This window comes from Streptomyces sp. NPDC086519 (genome assembly GCF_040686075.1).
In the GTDB taxonomy this organism is placed as follows: domain Bacteria; phylum Actinomycetota; class Actinomycetes; order Streptomycetales; family Streptomycetaceae; genus Streptomyces; species Streptomyces shenzhenensis.
This window is the reverse complement of record NZ_JBFBJL010000004.1, coordinates 148,093-163,288: the sequence shown is the minus strand read 5'-3', so window position 1 is coordinate 163,288 and position 15,196 is coordinate 148,093. Positions and strand designations below refer to the sequence as shown.

Below are 15,196 nucleotides of genomic sequence, written 5' to 3'. Positions count from 1 at the left end.
CGTGGTCCGGCCGGTCGTGGGCGTCGCGGTTCCCGCGCGTGCTCAGCGCGTGGCGTCCGGGCCACCGCCCGGCGCGGCGCCCCGGACGGGCGCTCACGGCGGCCCTGGGCCGGGGCCGCATCGGGGTCACAGCAGTCCGCGCTCCCGGGCCCGGCGCACCGCGTCACCACGCCGGCTCACGCCGAGTTTCCGGTACACGCTCTTGAGGTGTGTCTTCACCGTGTTCACGGAGATGTACAGATCGGCGGCCATCTCCTGCGTGGACATCATCTGCGCCAGCCGGGCCAGCACCTCACGCTCGCGTCCGCTGAGCTCCTCGACCACCAGTGCCGGGGGTTCGGTGCCGGTTCCCGGGCCGCCGTGCGGCGTGCGGGCGTCGCCGTGCAGCCACCCGGCGGCCAGGCCGTGCAGGTAGGGGGCCTCCAGGAGTCGCCGGATGTCGGGCCCGGCGTCCAGGAACGGGCGCCGCAGCCGGTCCGGGCGGGCGTCCAGCAGGGCCCGGGCGAGCAGCTTGGCCGCGGCGGTGGTGTTCCCCGCCTCGGCCGCGGCGCGGGCCCGTACCAGCGTGGCCCGGACGGTGACCCCGGGGCCGGTCCGGTCGCTCCCGCACAGCCGCTCGACGGTCTCGACGGCCTCCGCGCGACGGCCGGCGGCGAGCCGGGCCCAGGCCACGTCCGCGGCGTACCGGGGCTCCCCCGAGCAGGGCACCGCGTCCAGCATCCCGGCGGCCGTGTCGGGGCGGCCCTCGGCGAGATGGACGGCCGAGGCGGCGAGCGCCGCGTGCACCTCGGCCCAGGGCGCGGTCGTCAGGGCGGCGACGGCCGGGGCCGCGGCGTTCGCGGCCGCCCGCGCGTCACCGCGGGCCAGCAGCAGCCGGGCGGTCACCAGCGCCCGGCACGCCTCGGTCACCGGGTCGGCGCCGACGGCACCGCAGGCGGCCGCCTCGTCCAGCAGAGACCGGGCCCGCTCCAGTTCGTCGCGGTCGACGGACACCGCGGCCAGCACCAGCTGCCCGAGACCGGCCCCGGGAAACGCCCCGGGGAACGGGCACCCGCCGGCGCCGCGGGTCGCCTCCGCCGCGGCCAGGGCCTCGCTCTCCGCCCTGCCGACCCAGCCGTCGAGGTAGTCGATCAGTGCCAGATGGCCCAGACAGTCTTCCCGTGCCAGTGCCGTGGCGGCGCCGCCGGGGCCGTCCAGCACCTCGGTCAGGACGGCGCGCGCCGCGTCGAAGCGCCCGGCCCACACCCGTGCCGAGCCCAGATGGGTGAGCAGCAGGGCGGCGAGTTCGGGGTGCTTCGCCAGGAGGTGGCCGGGCACCTCACGGCGCAGTCGCGCGGCCGTGGCCGTCGCCTGTTCGGCCCTGCCGGGAGCACCGGTCAGCCGGGCGGCGAGGGATTCGAGGAGCGTGCAGCTCAGCCGGCTCGCGTCGGCGGCCGGGCCCGCGGGCAGCTGCTCCTCGGCGTGGCCGAGGTGGGCCAGGCCGTGGTCGAGATCGCGCTCGGACAGCTCTCGGGCCGCCCTCACCAGATCCGCCGCCGCGCCCGTGGCCTGCGGATCCATCCCGGAGAAGAACGCGCGGAGATGGTCCGCGCGCAGGCCGGTGAAGAGCTGACCGATCGCCAGGTCGTCGACGAACACGCCGGCGGTGAACTCCCAGTCGCCCGCGGCGGCGCCGTGCGTCAGCGCCTGCGGCACCGCGCCGAAGTCCCGCAGCCACCGTGCGGCGCGGCGGTGCAGTTCCGGTTCGAGGCCCGGCAGACGGGCCCGCAGATGCACCCGGAGGATCTCCCCGAACAGCGGGTGCAGCCGGTACCAGGAGTGGCCCAGATCCTCGACGAACGAGTTCTGGCGGCACAGACCGGCCAGGAGCGACTCGGCGCCGGGGCGGCCCGTCAGCGCCTCCGCCAGCTCGGGGCGGAACCGGTCCAGGACGCTGACGCGCAGCAGCAGGTCCTGCGTCTGGGCCGGCTGCGTGCCGAGGACCTCGGCGAGGAGGAAGTCGGCGATGGTGCTGCGTCCGGCCTCGAACTCCTTCAGGTACGTCTCCGGGTCGGTGCTCTGCCGGGCGGCGAGGGCGCTCAGCCGCAGCCCGGCGGCCCATCCCCCGGTGCGCTCCACCAGGGCGCGGGTGGCCGGGGCCGGCAGCCGCAGGCCGTGCCGGGCCAGGAGGTCGGCGGCCTCCTCGGGGGTGAAGGCGAGTTCGTCGTTCCTGATCTCGGTGACGGCCGCGGACGCCCGGTAGCGGTGCAGGGGCAGCAGTGGTTCGGTCCGGCTGACGAGGACCAGCCGCAGTCCGTTTCCGGCGTGGTGCAGCACGAACTCCAGCTGCTCGGCGTTCTCCCGGGTGGCCGGCCGGTGGAACTCGTCGAGCACCAGGACCACCGGCCGGTCGCGGCCGCTCAGCTCGGCGGCCAGGCAGGCCAGCAGCCGGTGGTCCACCGGGCCCGCCGGTCCGGGGCCGGGGCCCGCTCCGGCGGACAGCGGGACGCCGGCCGAGTGCAGCGCCTGCAGTACGTAGGCCCAGAACACGCCCGGCTGCCGGTCCCCCACCTCGCCGGTGAGCCAGGCGACCGGCTGCCCGAGTCCTGCCGCCCAGTCTGCGACGAGCAGCGTCTTGCCCGCGCCGGCCGCGCCGTTGACCAGGGTCAGCGGGGTGTCGAGGGCCTGGTCGAGGTGGTCGGTCAGGCGGGCCCTGCGCACGAAGGTGGCGGGCCTGGCCGGCAGGGCGAACCGGGTGCGCAGGAACGGCTCGCCCAGCGGATCGGCGTACGGGAGGGGTTCCCGTACGCTGTCGTCCCTCGCGGCCACGGGGATCACCTCCCGGGTCCGGCAGGCCGTGGTCGGTGCTCCACTCGATCAGGATCCCAGCCTTGCCACCGCCGTGCAGGGCGCGGGGCCCCGGGCCGTCCACGGCGCCCTTGCGCCACGGTCGCCCGCCGTCAGGAGGTCCCCGCGTCCCGGTCGTCCCGGTCCCGGCGCGGCGGCGGGCTGCCGAGCGGGCCGGCGAGGAACGGTTCCTGTGCGAGGACCGCGCCGCAGCTGATGCTGAGGGTGGCGGCCAGGCACACCACGATCAGCCAGGACAGGAGCACGAACACCGACCCCAGCGGGCCGTAACCGGCCAGGGCCCGGTTGAGCGCCCCGGGCATGTAGAGCTTCGCGGTCACCGCCAGGGCGGTGAAGGCGATCGCCGTGATCACAGCGCCGGGCAGCAGCGGTTTCCAGCCGATGCCGCCGTCGAGCAGCAGGTGCTGCGTCCACCACCACAGGCCCACCTGGACGCCGAAGGTGACCGGGATGCCCAGCCAGGCGCCCAGACCGAAGCCGTCGTGCAGCGCGCCCTGCAGGACCAGCGCGACGATCCACAGCGCGAGCCAGGCCACCCAGCGCCACGGTACGGGCCGGATGCCGCCCCGGGGGATCTCCCAGGCACGCCGGCACAGCCGCTGCACGGCCCGGCTGACCGCGGTGGCCGAGATCAGCACCATCAGCCCGCCGATCACGCCGGTGGTCTGCCGCAGGCTTTCGCCCTGGGGCTCCATCAGCTGCTGGAGCTGGGCTTCGGCCGGACCGGTCAGTCCGAACACCGAGCGCAGGGAGCTGATGAGCTGGTCCCGGATCGCCGGCGGGGCGTAGGCGGCGAACACGAAGAGCAGCGGAACGGCGGCGAGGAAACTCTGGGCGGCCAGCCGGGTGGCGGTGTCGAAGATGCTCACGGACACCATGCGGTCCGCGAGATGGATGACGACGGGGAACCGGACCTCGGCCCGCCGGTGCACCGCCTTCGCCCGGGCGACCAGCCGCGCGGTCCGTCGGCGCCACCCGGACGGCACGGGCCGGGAGCCGGTGCGCGGCACCCGCCCGCTGGTCGGCATGGCATCGCTCCTCTCCTGCCTCCAGAGTGCGGTGCGGGCGCGCCGGTGGCACTCCGGACGGCCCGCGGGGGGCGGGCCGGGATGTCGTCCGGACGCGATGCGCCTGCGTTCCCGGTCTCCGGGACGCCGGGTTCTCCCGGGTCCTCGGCCCGCTGCTCATCGCTCTGGCGATCACGCTCGACCGCCGAGCGGAAACGGCGGATCCCGAGCCGCGGAGGTCAGCTCAGGGGAGCTGACGTGCGAAGGCCTCGTGGGCCCGCTCGTCGAAGAGCACGAACCGCACCTCCTCGACGGCCGTGTCCGCCTCCCGGACCGTCGTCACGGCGATCCGGGCGCCGTCGTCCATCGGCCAGCCGTAGATGCCGGTGGAGACGGCGGGGAACGCGACCGTGCGGGCGCCGAGTTCGTCGGCACGCTGGAGGGACTCGCGGTAGCAGGAGGCGAGCAGGCCGGAGCGGTCCTCGCTCTTGGAGTACACGGGGCCGACGGTGTGGATGACCCACCGGGCGTCGAGGTCGCCGGCCGTGGTGGCGACGGCCTGGCCGGTGGGCAGGCCCTTCCCGTACCGGGAGGCGCGCAGCTTGCGGCAGTCCGCGAGGATGGCGGGGCCGCCGCGGCGGTGGATGGCGCCGTCGACGCCTCCGCCGCCGAGCAGGGAGGAGTTGGCCGCGTTGACGATGGCGTCGACGCTCTGCCGGGTGATGTCGCCCTGGACGAGGGTGATGCGGGTCATGACTGCCGCAGCCTCCTCCACACGGCCTTCGCCGCGTTGTGCCCCGACATGCCGTGCACGCCCGGACCGGGCGGGGTGGCCGAGGAACAGATGAAGACGGCCGGGTGCGGGGTGCCGTACGGGAACAGGGACAGTCTGGGGCGCAGCAGGACCTGCAGGCCGGAGACCGCGCCGGTGCCGATGTCGCCGCCGACGTAGTTGGCGTTGCGGGCGGCGAGTTCGGCGGGGCCCGCGGTGGCGCGGGCCAGCACGCGGTCACGGAACCCCGGTGCGTAGCGCTCCAGTTGACGCTCCATCACCTCGGTGAGGTCGCCTCTCCAGCCGCTCGGCACATGCGCGTACGCCCAGAACACCTGCTTGCCCGCGGGGGCGCGGCCCGGGTCCACCACACTCGGCTGCACGGTGATCATGAACGGGCGGTCGGGGGCGCGGCCCTCGCGGGCGGCGGCGCGCAGGGCGGTGCCGATCTCCGCGCTGTCCGCGCCGATCTGCACGGTCCCGGCGCGGCGGGCCTCCGGTGCCGTCCAGGGGACCGGCCCGTCCAGCGCGTAGTCGATCTTGAAGACGCCCGGGCCGTACCGGTAGTCCCGGTAGTAGTTGCCGAGGCCGGCGATCCGGGCGAGGGCGGTGGGCGAGGTGTCGAAGATGTACGACCGCGCGGGCGGCAGGTCGTCGAGGCGCTTGACCTCGTAGTCGGTGTGGATCGCGCCGCCGAGGTCCGTGAGGTAGGCGGCGAGGGCGTCGGAGATGGCCTGGGAGCCGCCTCTGGCCACCGGCCAGCCGCGGGCGTGTGCGGCGAGCGCGAAGACCAGGCCGACGGCGCCGGTGGCGAAGCCACTGAGCGGGGCCATGACGTGGGCGACGAGACCGGCGAAGAGGGTGCGGGCCCGCTCGTCGCGGAAGCGGCGCAGCAGCAGGGTGGCGGGCGGCAGCCCGGCCAGGCCGAACCGGGCGAGGGTGACCGGGTCGCGTGGCAGCGCGGTCAGCGGCAGGGACATGAAGTCCCGGGCCAGGGTGTCCCACTTGGGCAGGAACGGCTCGACCAGCCTGCGGTAGGTGCCGGCGTCACGCGGTCCGAAGGAGGCGGCCGTCTCGGCCACGGAGCGGGCCAGCACGGCGGCGCGGCCGTCGCGGAAGGGGTGCGCCATCGGCAGGTCCGCGTGCAGCCACTCCAGGCCGTACCGCTCCAGGGGCAGGGCGCGGAACGCCGGCGAGTTGATGCCGAGCGGGTGGGCCGCCGAGCACGGGTCGTGCCGGAAGCCGGGGAGGGTGAGCTCCTCGGTGCGGGCACCGCCGCCCACGGTGTCCCGCGCCTCGAAGAGGGCCACGGAGAACCCGCGCCGGGCCAGCTCCACAGCGGCCGTCAGGCCGTTCGGCCCCGCCCCCACCACGACCGCATCGAGCATCGACGGCACCTTCGGACCCCTTCGTCAGCCGATGGCCACTCGGCTTCAGGATATGCCGGGGGACTGACACCCCCCTCGCTCGGGTTACCAGTGCGGGTTCAGCAGCAGGTCCACGATCCGGTGAGCGGTGGCGGCGTCCCGGGCCGCGGTGAACGGCAGTGTGTTGCCGCCCGTGACGCGGAACGGCTCGCCGGCGAGGGTGAGGTGGGTGCCGCCCGCCTCCTCGACCAGCAGCAGCCCGGCCGCGTGATCCCAGGCCGCCTCCCAACTGAACGTGGTGGCGTCCAACTCGCCCCGGGCGACGGCGAGGTACTCCAGGCCGGCCGAGCCGCAGGGGCGCGGGGCGACGCCGTCGCTCCACAGCGGGAGCAGCGCGCGCTTCTGCGCGTCGGTCGTGTAGTCCGGGTGGGAGGTGGCTATGCGCAGGTCCCGGCCCGCCTCGGGGGCACCGGCCAGCAGCCGCTCGCCGTCGAGGAAGGCGCCCTTGCCGCGTACCGCCGTGGCGAGTTGCTCGCGGGCCGGGGCGTAGGTCCAGGAGGCGAGCAGGACGCCCCGGTGGGCGAGCGCGACCAGGGTGCAGAAGCCGTCCTCGCCGCGTACGAACTGGCGGGTGCCGTCGACGGGGTCGACGATCCACACCGGCGCGTCGCCCTGGAGCGCGCCGTAGGTCTCCGGGTCGGCGTGCACCGCCTCCTCGCCGACCACGACGGAGCCGGGCAGGAGGGAGCCGAGGGCCGCGGTGAGGTACCGCTCGGCGAGCCGGTCGGCGTCCGTCACCAGGTCGTGCGGGCCGTTCTTCTGGTCGACCTCGTGGTCGGCGAGCCGGCGCCAGCGGGGCTGGATCTCGGTCCGGGCGGCCTTGCGGATGGCGTCCTCGACGTCACCGGCGTGCTGGAGGAGAAACTCGTCGATGGTCTCCGTTGCTTCGATCATGCCTCCATGAGAGCACGGCGCGCTGACAATCCCCGCCGCTCGGACGTACGGGACATGGAATGCGGACGAACAGGCGGTGCCGGCGATCGGCGGGCCGAGGACGGAGGATCGGCGGGCCGAGGACGGCCGCACCAGGTCGGCGCGCCGGCGTCAGCGCCCCACCGCGTAGCCCTGCATCCCGCGCGGGTTCGCCGCCGCCGACAGCACCCCGGTTCGCGGGTCCCGTGCCACCGCGCACAGCCGCCCCTCCGACCAGCCCGGCCCGACCGTCACGTCGTGGCCGCGCCGCCGCAGCCCGGCCACCACCTCCGGGTCCGTGCGGGACTCGACGGTCACGCTCCCGGGGCGGCGGCCACGGGGGTAGAAGGAGCTGGGGAAGCTGTCGTTGTGCCAGTTCGGGGCGTCGATCGCGCCCTGGAGGTCGAGACCGCCGCGGACCTCGCCGCGCAGCGCGACGGCGAGGAAGAAGTGCAGCTGCCACTGGTCCTGCTGGTCGCCGCCCGGCGTGCCGAAGGCCAGCACCGGGACGCCGTCGCGCAGGGCGATCGACGGGGTGAGGGTGGTGCGGGGGCGCCGGCCGGGGGTGAGGGAGTTGGGCAGGCCCTCCTCCAGCCAGGCCATCTGGAGCCGGGTGCCCAGCGGGAAGCCCAGCTCGGGCACGACGGGGTTGGACTGGAGCCACCCGCCGCTCGGCGTGGCCGCGACCATGTTGCCCCAGCGGTCGACGACGTCCAGGTGGCAGGTGTCGCCCCGGGTGCGGCCGTCGTCCGCGACCTGGGGGTCCCCGGGCACCTGCGCGACGGTCGGCTCACCGGCGCCGAGCGGGTCGAAGGCGGTGTCCGGCCGGGTCTCCACGCGCGCGTACCCGGGCAGCCGGGGCTCGCGCCCGCCGGGGCTGCCCGGCCGCAGCTCGTCGGAGGCCTTGGCGCCGATCAGCTCCCGCCGCCCGGCGTTGTACGCGGCCGAGAGCAGTTCGGCCAGCGGTACCTCGGCCGCGTCCCCGTACCAGGCCTCGCGGTCGGCCATGACGAGCTTGCAGCCCTCGACGAGGAGGTGGACGTAGTCGGCGGAGCCGTGGGCGGGCAGCTCGGGCGGCAGCAGGGCGAGCTGCTGGAGGAGGGCCGGGCCCTGGCTCCAGGGGCCCGCCTTGCACACGGTCCAGCCGTTCCAGTCGTACGACACCGGGCTCTCGTAGCTCGCGGACCAGCCGGCCAGGTCGGCGGCGGTGAGGGTGCCGGTGTGCCGTGTGCCGCTGGTGTCCATGGTGGGGCGGGCGGCCTGGCGGACCAGGGCCTCGGCGATGAAGCCGGTGCGCCACACCTCGCGGGCCGCGTCGATCCGCGCCTCCCGGTCCCCGGCGCCCGCGGTCTCGGCGAGCAGCCGCTTCCAGGTGACGGCGAGGGCGGGGTTGCGGAAGAGCTCACCGGGGCGGGGTGCCCGGCCGCCGGGCAGGTAGAGCTCGGCCGATGACGTCCACTCGGTCTCGAACAGCCTTCGCACGCTCGCCACCGTGGCGCCGACGTTCTCCACGGGCGGGTGCCCGTGCTCGGCGTAGCCGATGGCGTACTTCAGGACCTCGTCCAGCGGCTGGGTGCCGTGGTCGCGCAGCAGGAGCAGCCAGGCGTCGAAGGCACCGGGGACGGCCGCGGCCAGCGGGCCGGTGCCGGGGACGAGGTCCAGGCCGAGCCCCCGGTAGTGGGCGACGGTGGCGCCGGCCGGGGCCACGCCCTGACCGCACAGCACCCGTACCTCGCCATCGGCCGGGGCGAGCAGGATCGGCACCTCACCGGCGGGCCCGTTGAGGTGCGGCTCGACCACGTGCAGGACGAAGGCCCCGGCGACGGCCGCGTCGTAGGCGTTGCCGCCGCTCTCCAGGACGGCCATCGCCGACTGGGAGGCAAGCCAGTGCGTGGAGGAGACCATGCCGAAGCTGCCCTGGAGGGTGGGACGGGTGGTGAACTGCATCTGTCACCTCGCTGTGCGCACGGCCGGGCCACCTGTCTGGCGGCTCCATGTTTTCACGGCCGTGGCGAGGCGAACCCCGTCGTGGGGCTCGCCTCTCCCCGTCACTCGTCCGAGTCGGGCTTGTTCGACGCCGCCGCGTACGCCTGGGCGGGTGTCATCGGGATCCCGTTGAGGCTGACCGTCTTGTAGGGGCTGACCTTGGCGCAGGTCTTGGAGTCGCTGGCGGTCGAGGCGTTGGCGTTGGCGACCGCCGCCTTGGTGTCGCCGGAGCTCGCCGGGTAGGAGGTGCCGCTGGTCCAGTCGCTGCCGACCACCAGGACGACGCCGCTGCCGCCGCCCGACTTGAGGTGCGAGCCGGGCAGGTCGAGAGCCTTGGCGACGGTCTGCGCCTCGGCCTTGTCGCCGCTGCCGTAGGTCAGGGTGGTCGTGGTCGCGGAGGCCGGGGCGTTGGCGGTGCTCGTGCCGGTGCTGAAGCCCTGCGAGATCAGGGCGTTCGCGATGGCGGAGGCGCGGCCGGTGATGTCGGTGCCGTTCTCGACGGTCACGGCGATCTGGGACGCGGGGACGGTCGCGGTGGCGGTCGGCTTCGCGCTCGCGGCCGCCGAGCCCGCCGCCGACTTCTTGCCCGAAGCGGTGGTCAGCGACTGGTCGTTGGCCATGGTGGCGAACAGGTCCTTGGCACCCGAGCCGACCACCACACGGTTGGAGTTGTTGGGGTCGGGGGCGGTCTGCATGGTGGTGAACGTCATCCGCTTGGTGGGGACCTTGTTCACGTCGGCCGCCAGCGAGATCAGCTTCTTGATGCTGCCGAGCCCGTCGTCCACGGTGAGCGCCTTGGTGGCGGCGTTCGCGAGGCTGTATACGGCGGTGGGGTCGGTCAGCGTGCCCGCGCTCTTGAACTTGCGGATCATCGCGCTGAGGAAGATGTGCTGGGAGACGGTACGGCCCAGGTCGCTGCCGTCGCCGAAGCCGTGCCGGGAACGGACGAACTCCAGCGCGGCCTGGCCCTTGAGGGTGTGGCTGCCCTTGGACAGCTTCAGGTGCGAGTAGGTGTCGTACACGTTGGAGTTGACGCACACGGAGACACCCCCGACCGCGTCGGACATCTTGACCACGCCGGAGAAGTCCAGCTTGACGAAGTGGTCGATGGGGATGCCGGTGAGCTGGTGGACGGTGGCGACCTGGCAGGCGGCCCCGTACTGGAGGGCGCTGTTGACCTGGCCGTAGTAGCCGGAGGTGGACTGGCCGCTCGAACTGTCCTTGCAGGCGGGAACGTCGACCATGGTGTCGCGGGGGATGCTCATGACCGTGGCGTTGGAGCGGTCGGCGGATATGTGGACGACCATCTCCACGTCCGCGTTGCCGTTGCCGCTCTGCACGCCGGTCTGGGAGCAGCCGCCGCCGAGCTTGCAGTCGGTCTTGCTGGTCCGGGCGTCCGAGCCGATCACCAGGATGTTGATCGGGGTCCGGCCGAACGCGTCGGCCTTCTCGGTGCCGCCCTTGCCGTCGAGGGAGACGCTGTTGATGTTGCCGTTGAGGTGCTGGTAGAACCACCAGCCGGCGCCGGCCGTGACCAGGACCAGGACGGCCGTGCACAGGCCGATGATCTTCAGGACCCGCTTGCCGCGGCCCGCCGGTCTGGCCCGCCGGGACCGCCTGCCGCCGCGGGTCTTGGCCGCCTGCCGGGCGGCGGCCCGGCCGCCGGTCGGCCGCGTCCCGTCGGGCAGGGATCCGCGCTGTCCGGGCACCCTGTCGGTGCGGTGGCGCGTGGCCTGGCCTCCCGGGCCGTCCCACGGGTCGGTCATCTTCCACTCCCATGAACGGTCGGGTCCGTCTGCGGGTACGGTCGGGCGGGTCGGGCGTCCGCGGCGGGGTACGGGCAGCCGCGTGCTGGGCCCATTTGGGTTGCGTGATTGCGCAATCTAACAAACCCACGGCCCCGGCAGCACAGACCCCACCCGAATTCACAGGTGAGGGATCTCATGAAACCTCCAGGACACACCTGCCGTCCGCCCCCGCGCCGGACCCCGCCCGCGCGGTCAGACGCCGGCCTCGTACAACCGCCGCACCGGCGCCGGGACCTGCTGCGAGCGGGCGGTGAGCTGCCCGACGGTGACCCGTACCACGGTCACGATGTCCGGATCGTCCACGTAGTAGACCTGCCGCCGGCCCTCCCGGCGGGAGCGCACCAGACCGGCCAGCCTGAGCTTGGCCAGGTGCTGGCTGACCGCCGGCAGGGCGCCCCCGACCCGGTCGGCGAGGCACGTCACGTCGCTCTCCCCCTGGGACAGCGCCCACATGATGTGCAGCCGGGCCGGCGAGGCGAGCAGCCCGAACACCGCGGCCGCCTCCGTCAGCACGCCGTCGGAGGGGTCCGTGAAGCCGCCGACGTTCTCCCCCACAGCGCGCCCCCTCCTCGCCCGGTCTCCGCACAGACGCCACTCAGTGTAGCCATGCGGTCACCCCTCCCCGGCAGCCTCCCCGCAACGTCCGCCCCGCGTTCCCCGCATTGTCATGAGCGGGTGACAGATCATCGACGGCTCGACGTCAGGCGTCGCCGGCGGCCACCACCGTTCATAGGCTTGCGCAACAACGCAACCCAGCAAGGCACACCCGTACCGAAAGGCAGAGCTCGTGGGCATCATCGGCTGGATCGTCCTGGGTCTCCTCGCCGGAGCCGTCGCCAAGGTCCTGCTGCCCGGCCGCGACCCGGGCGGCCTGATCGGCACCACCCTCATCGGCATCGCGGGCGCCTTCGTGGGCGGCTGGCTCTCCTCCCGCTTCCTGGACCGCCCGGTGGAGAAGCACTTCTTCGACCTCTACACCTGGGGCGCCGCGATCGCCGGCTCCCTCGTCCTGCTCGTCGGCTACCGGCTGCTGTTCGGCAACTCACGCGACTGAGCGTCCCGCGGTCAGCAGATGCCCGCTGGCCCCGAGCAGGGACGGCTCGGACTCGATCCGCCGGGTGGCCGCGAGCACGGCCGCCCGGCGTTCGGGGTCGGCCAGCCACTCCTGAACGCCGCCCATCAGCCAGGCGATGCCCTCGACGCCGTACTGCCCCTCGACGGCGAGTCCGGCCTCGGTGAACTCCTCCGGCGTCTCGGCCGGTTGGGCCAGATAGGCGGTGGTGAAGAGGCTGCCGTCCCACTGCGAGGCGAGCCTGCCGTCCTCGGAGACGGCGTCGGCGACGGCCCGCTGGACCGGTTCGAAGTAGCGCTCCTCGTGCAGGAGGTCGTGCAGCATCGCGTACCGGTTGATGGTCGCCGCGACGACCAGTCCGCCGGGCCGTACCGCCCGCCGCGCCTCGGCCAGCGCCCTGATCCGGTCGGCCCGTTCGGGCAGGTGGTAGAGGGGTCCCAGCAGCAGTACGACATCGTAGGCCGCGTCGTCGACGGGCAGCTCACGGGCGTCCCCGGAACGGGCCGTGACGCCGGGCAGCCGGGCCGCCTGGGCCACATGCAGCGGCACCGGGTCGACGAGGTCGACGACGTGTCCGTCCGCCGCCAGCCACTCGGCGTGCACCCCGCTGCCGCCGCCCACGTCCAGCACCCGCACGGGCGCGGCAGGCAGCAGCCGTCGCAGTACGTCCTGGGTGCGCCAGAACTCCAGGAGCCCGACCCCGTCGCGCAGCCGCGCGTCCTCCTTGCCCTCGTTGTAGTAGGCGAGGACGTCCGCGCGCAGACCGGTGGACACGGGCTCTTCGGATGGGGATGTCGTGGTCATACCCGAAAGGCTGGCGGCCGGACAACAGGGGGCGCAAACGACTTTGCCCGCCCCGCACGGGCGTGACGGTGACTCCGGTCACCCTCGCGGCCGGATGCAGTCACGACATTCCGGATGTACAGGGACCGCGGGCACACGACATTCCGGATGTAGGGGGACGGCCGACGGCGGCCGTCAACGGGGCGCCGTGCCCGGCCCACAGGCAACGCACGGATTCCACTTCCGCCCCACAGGGACTCGTGTGAAACTGGCGTCCCGTCCGCAGTGTGGACTCCTCCGCACACCGTCCCCAGCGAGAAGTGCGACTTGCGTTCTCTTCCACTGCCGCTCGCCCTCACCGCGCGCCTGACACCGGTCGCCGTGCTCGCCTGTGCGGGCTGGGTGATGGCGTCGGGCCCGGACAAGACGGCGTCCACCGGCTCCGGTGACACCTCGGCCCAGCAGGCGGCCGGCCAGTCGGCGGGCGACGCCGCGTCGTCGTCCTCCGCGTCGACGGCGGCCACCAAGACGTACTCCGCCTCCCCCGCCCCCTGCGGCAGCATCCCCGTCGCCACCCTCAAGTCGCTGGTGCCCGGCGCGAAGACGGCCGGCAAGGAGATCCCCTCCACCGACACCAAGCTGCGCCGCACCTGCTCCTGGAACGCGCTCAAGGGGTACGACTACCGCTGGCTCGACGTCTCCTTCGAGATCATGGACACCGACGCGGCGGCCGCGAAGGAGTACAAGGACCGGGTCGCCGAGAAGAGCGGCGGCGGGGCCGTGCCCGGACTCGGCGACAGCGGCTACTCGGTCGTGAACCTCACCACCGAGGACAAACAGCAGACCCGTGAGGGCGTGGTGATGGCCCAGGTCTCCAACGCGCTGGTGGTCGTCACGTACAACGGCAGCGACTTCGAGTCCAAGAAGGCGCCCAGCACGGACGTGATCAACAAGGGTGCCATCCAGGCGGCGAAGAGCGCGGTGACCGCGTTGAAGGGCAGCCAGTGACCCGCCTGGCCGCCCTTCGTGCGCGCGCCTGCTGACTCACGCCTGCTGACTCACACCTCCTTGGGCCGCACCAGCAGGGTCAGTCCCAGGTACAGCACCAGGGAGGTGCCGAGGCCGACCGCCCAGCCGTAGTCGGCGAGCGAGGACAGGGCCGGTACGGGGCGGCCGTCGATCAGCGGTTTGAAGCTGGCGCCGCCGATCGCGAGGATGCCTCCGGCGAGGAAGGCGACGACCGCCCGCCAGTTCCAGCCGCCGTCGTACCAGTAGCGGCCGCCCGTGCGGTACAGGTCGGTCAGGTCGAGGCGGGTGCGGCGCAGGATCCAGTAGTCGGCGACGAGGATGCCGGCGACCGTACCGAGCAGACCGCCGACCAGGCCGAGCCAGGTGAAGATGTAGCCCTGCGGGTCGGAGTACAGCTTCCACGGGAAGATCAGTACGCCGAGGACGCAGGTGACCAGGGCGCCGGTGCGGAAACTGATCCTCCGGGGCGCGATGTTGGAGAAGTCGAAGGCGGGCGAGACCAGGTTGGCCGCGATGTTCACGGAGAGTGTCGCGACCAGCACGGTGACCAGGGCGTAGAGCAGGCCGACCACGCTGTCCGTCTTCGCGGCCAGCTGCACCGGGTCCCAGACCGGCTGCCCGTACACGGCCTGCGAGCCGGAGGTCACCAGGACGGAGAGGAAGGCGAAGAGGGTCATGGTGGTGGGCAGGCCCAGTGCCTGGCCCCAGGTCTGCGCCCTCTGGCTCTTGCCGTACCGGGTGAAGTCGGGGATGTTCAGCGACAGTGTGGACCAGAAGCCGATCATGCCCATCAGGGACGGCCAGAAGATCTTCCAGAAGCCGCCGCCCCAGCCGAGCTTGGAGGGCTGGTCGAAGAGCGGGCCGAGGCCGCCGGCCTTGTTGCTCATCCAGACCAGCATCACGAAGGCGCCGACGAGCACGAAGGGCGCGGCCCAGTTCTCGAAGCGGCGGATCGTCTCCATGCCCCGGTAGATGATCGCGACCTGGAGCACCCAGAAGAGCGCGAACGACAGCCACATGGTCCAGGGGTAGCCGCCGATCTTTCCCGTGTCGGACCAGCCGCTGCCGATCAGCTTGCCGGCGAGGAAGAAGATCGCCTCGCCGCCGATCCAGGTCTGGATGCCGAACCAGCCGCAGGCCACCAACGCCCGTACGACGGCGGGGAGGTTGGCGCCGCGTACGCCGAAGGAGGCGCGGGCGAAGACCGGGAAGGGGATGCCGTACTTGGGTCCGGCGTGCCCGGTGAGCAGCATCGGGACGAGGACGATCAGGTTGGCGAGGGCGATGGTGAACACGGCCTGTTTCCAGTCCATGCCGACCGCGATGAGCCCGGAGGCCAGGGTCCAGGACGCCGTGTTGTGGGCCATGCCGACCCAGAGCGCGGAGAAGTTGTACGTGGTCCAGGTGCGCTTGGCGACGGGGACCGGCAGCAGGTCCTCGTTGGCGTACGGACCGCTCGGCGGCGGCGAGCCCGGGGTGAGCTCGACGCGCCCGTCGGGGAGGGCGACTTGACCGGAGATGGGTATGGCCGAGGGAGCGGTGTCGGTCATGGG

12 protein-coding genes are annotated in these 15,196 nt (G+C 73.4%); 2 read left to right on the top strand and 10 right to left on the bottom strand.

Features of this window, described 5'->3' with window-relative positions:
* Positions 1–126: 126 nt before the first annotated feature.
* The 8 genes from AB0P24_RS06435 to AB0P24_RS06400 all read right to left on the bottom strand — a co-directional run bounded on the left by AB0P24_RS06435 (position 127) and on the right by AB0P24_RS06400 (position 11,314).
* Positions 127–2,808 (bottom strand): LuxR C-terminal-related transcriptional regulator, encoded by a 2,682-nt coding sequence (locus AB0P24_RS06435; protein ID WP_365791073.1) that lies wholly within the window; start codon positions 2,806–2,808, stop codon positions 127–129.
* Between the two features lie 131 nt (positions 2,809–2,939).
* Entirely contained in the window at positions 2,940–3,875 is a 936-nt protein-coding gene (locus AB0P24_RS06430; protein ID WP_365791072.1) for a YhjD/YihY/BrkB family envelope integrity protein, read from the bottom strand.
* A gap of 223 nt (positions 3,876–4,098) precedes the next feature.
* Positions 4,099–4,608, bottom strand: coding sequence for an O-acetyl-ADP-ribose deacetylase (locus tag AB0P24_RS06425; protein ID WP_365791071.1), 510 nt, complete (start codon positions 4,606–4,608; stop codon positions 4,099–4,101).
* The gene (locus AB0P24_RS06420) at positions 4,605–6,014 is read right to left on the bottom strand and encodes an NAD(P)/FAD-dependent oxidoreductase (RefSeq protein ID WP_365791070.1); all 1,410 of its coding nucleotides are present in this window, start codon (positions 6,012–6,014) and stop codon (positions 4,605–4,607) included. The genes AB0P24_RS06425 and AB0P24_RS06420 overlap by 4 nt, the downstream gene beginning before the upstream one ends.
* Before the next feature lie 84 nt (positions 6,015–6,098).
* Positions 6,099–6,947 carry an inositol monophosphatase family protein gene (locus tag AB0P24_RS06415; RefSeq protein ID WP_365791069.1) on the bottom strand — a complete coding sequence of 283 codons (849 nt, stop codon included), beginning with the start codon at positions 6,945–6,947 and terminating at the stop codon, positions 6,099–6,101.
* Between the two features lie 150 nt (positions 6,948–7,097).
* Positions 7,098–8,912 carry a gamma-glutamyltransferase gene (locus AB0P24_RS06410; RefSeq protein ID WP_365791068.1) on the bottom strand — a complete coding sequence of 605 codons (1,815 nt, stop codon included), beginning with the start codon at positions 8,910–8,912 and terminating at the stop codon, positions 7,098–7,100.
* A 101-nt stretch (positions 8,913–9,013) separates the two neighbouring features.
* A complete protein-coding gene (locus tag AB0P24_RS06405) occupies positions 9,014–10,717 on the bottom strand; it encodes an LCP family protein (protein WP_365791067.1) in 1,704 nt (567 codons plus the stop codon).
* Positions 10,718–10,951: 234 nt separating this feature from the next.
* The gene (locus tag AB0P24_RS06400; RefSeq protein ID WP_365791066.1) at positions 10,952–11,314 is read right to left on the bottom strand and encodes a metalloregulator ArsR/SmtB family transcription factor; all 363 of its coding nucleotides are present in this window, start codon (positions 11,312–11,314) and stop codon (positions 10,952–10,954) included.
* 232 nt (positions 11,315–11,546) lie between these two features.
* On the opposite strand from AB0P24_RS06400, the gene AB0P24_RS06395 reads away from it, so the two are divergent.
* The gene (locus AB0P24_RS06395) at positions 11,547–11,813 is read left to right on the top strand and encodes a GlsB/YeaQ/YmgE family stress response membrane protein (RefSeq protein WP_365791065.1); all 267 of its coding nucleotides are present in this window, start codon (positions 11,547–11,549) and stop codon (positions 11,811–11,813) included.
* Here AB0P24_RS06395 and AB0P24_RS06390 read toward each other — a convergent pair.
* Complete coding sequence (locus AB0P24_RS06390) at positions 11,802–12,635, bottom strand: methyltransferase domain-containing protein (protein ID WP_365791063.1); 834 nt, start codon at positions 12,633–12,635, stop codon at positions 11,802–11,804. The genes AB0P24_RS06395 and AB0P24_RS06390 overlap by 12 nt on opposite strands.
* A gap of 306 nt (positions 12,636–12,941) precedes the next feature.
* On the opposite strand from AB0P24_RS06390, the gene AB0P24_RS06385 reads away from it, so the two are divergent.
* Complete coding sequence (locus AB0P24_RS06385) at positions 12,942–13,622, top strand: hypothetical protein (protein WP_365791062.1); 681 nt, start codon at positions 12,942–12,944, stop codon at positions 13,620–13,622.
* Between the two features lie 50 nt (positions 13,623–13,672).
* On the opposite strand, the gene AB0P24_RS06380 is transcribed toward AB0P24_RS06385, so the two are convergent.
* Positions 13,673–15,193, bottom strand: a complete 1,521-nt coding sequence (locus AB0P24_RS06380; RefSeq protein ID WP_365791061.1) for an NCS1 family nucleobase:cation symporter-1 — start codon at positions 15,191–15,193, stop codon at positions 13,673–13,675.
* Positions 15,194–15,196: the final 3 nt, after the last annotated feature.

Coding starts and splice junctions, on each gene's coding strand:
- AB0P24_RS06430 (WP_365791072.1), bottom strand. CDS start 3,875: ATGCCGACCAGCGGGCGGGTGCCGCGCACCGGCTCCCGGCCCGTGCCG.
- AB0P24_RS06425 (WP_365791071.1), bottom strand. CDS start 4,608: ATGACCCGCATCACCCTCGTCCAGGGCGACATCACCCGGCAGAGCGTC.
- AB0P24_RS06420 (WP_365791070.1), bottom strand. CDS start 6,014: ATGCTCGATGCGGTCGTGGTGGGGGCGGGGCCGAACGGCCTGACGGCC.
- AB0P24_RS06415 (WP_365791069.1), bottom strand. CDS start 6,947: ATGATCGAAGCAACGGAGACCATCGACGAGTTTCTCCTCCAGCACGCC.
- AB0P24_RS06410 (WP_365791068.1), bottom strand. CDS start 8,912: ATGCAGTTCACCACCCGTCCCACCCTCCAGGGCAGCTTCGGCATGGTC.
- AB0P24_RS06405 (WP_365791067.1), bottom strand. CDS start 10,717: ATGACCGACCCGTGGGACGGCCCGGGAGGCCAGGCCACGCGCCACCGC.
- AB0P24_RS06390 (WP_365791063.1), bottom strand. CDS start 12,635: ATGACCACGACATCCCCATCCGAAGAGCCCGTGTCCACCGGTCTGCGC.
- AB0P24_RS06380 (WP_365791061.1), bottom strand. CDS start 15,193: ATGACCGACACCGCTCCCTCGGCCATACCCATCTCCGGTCAAGTCGCC.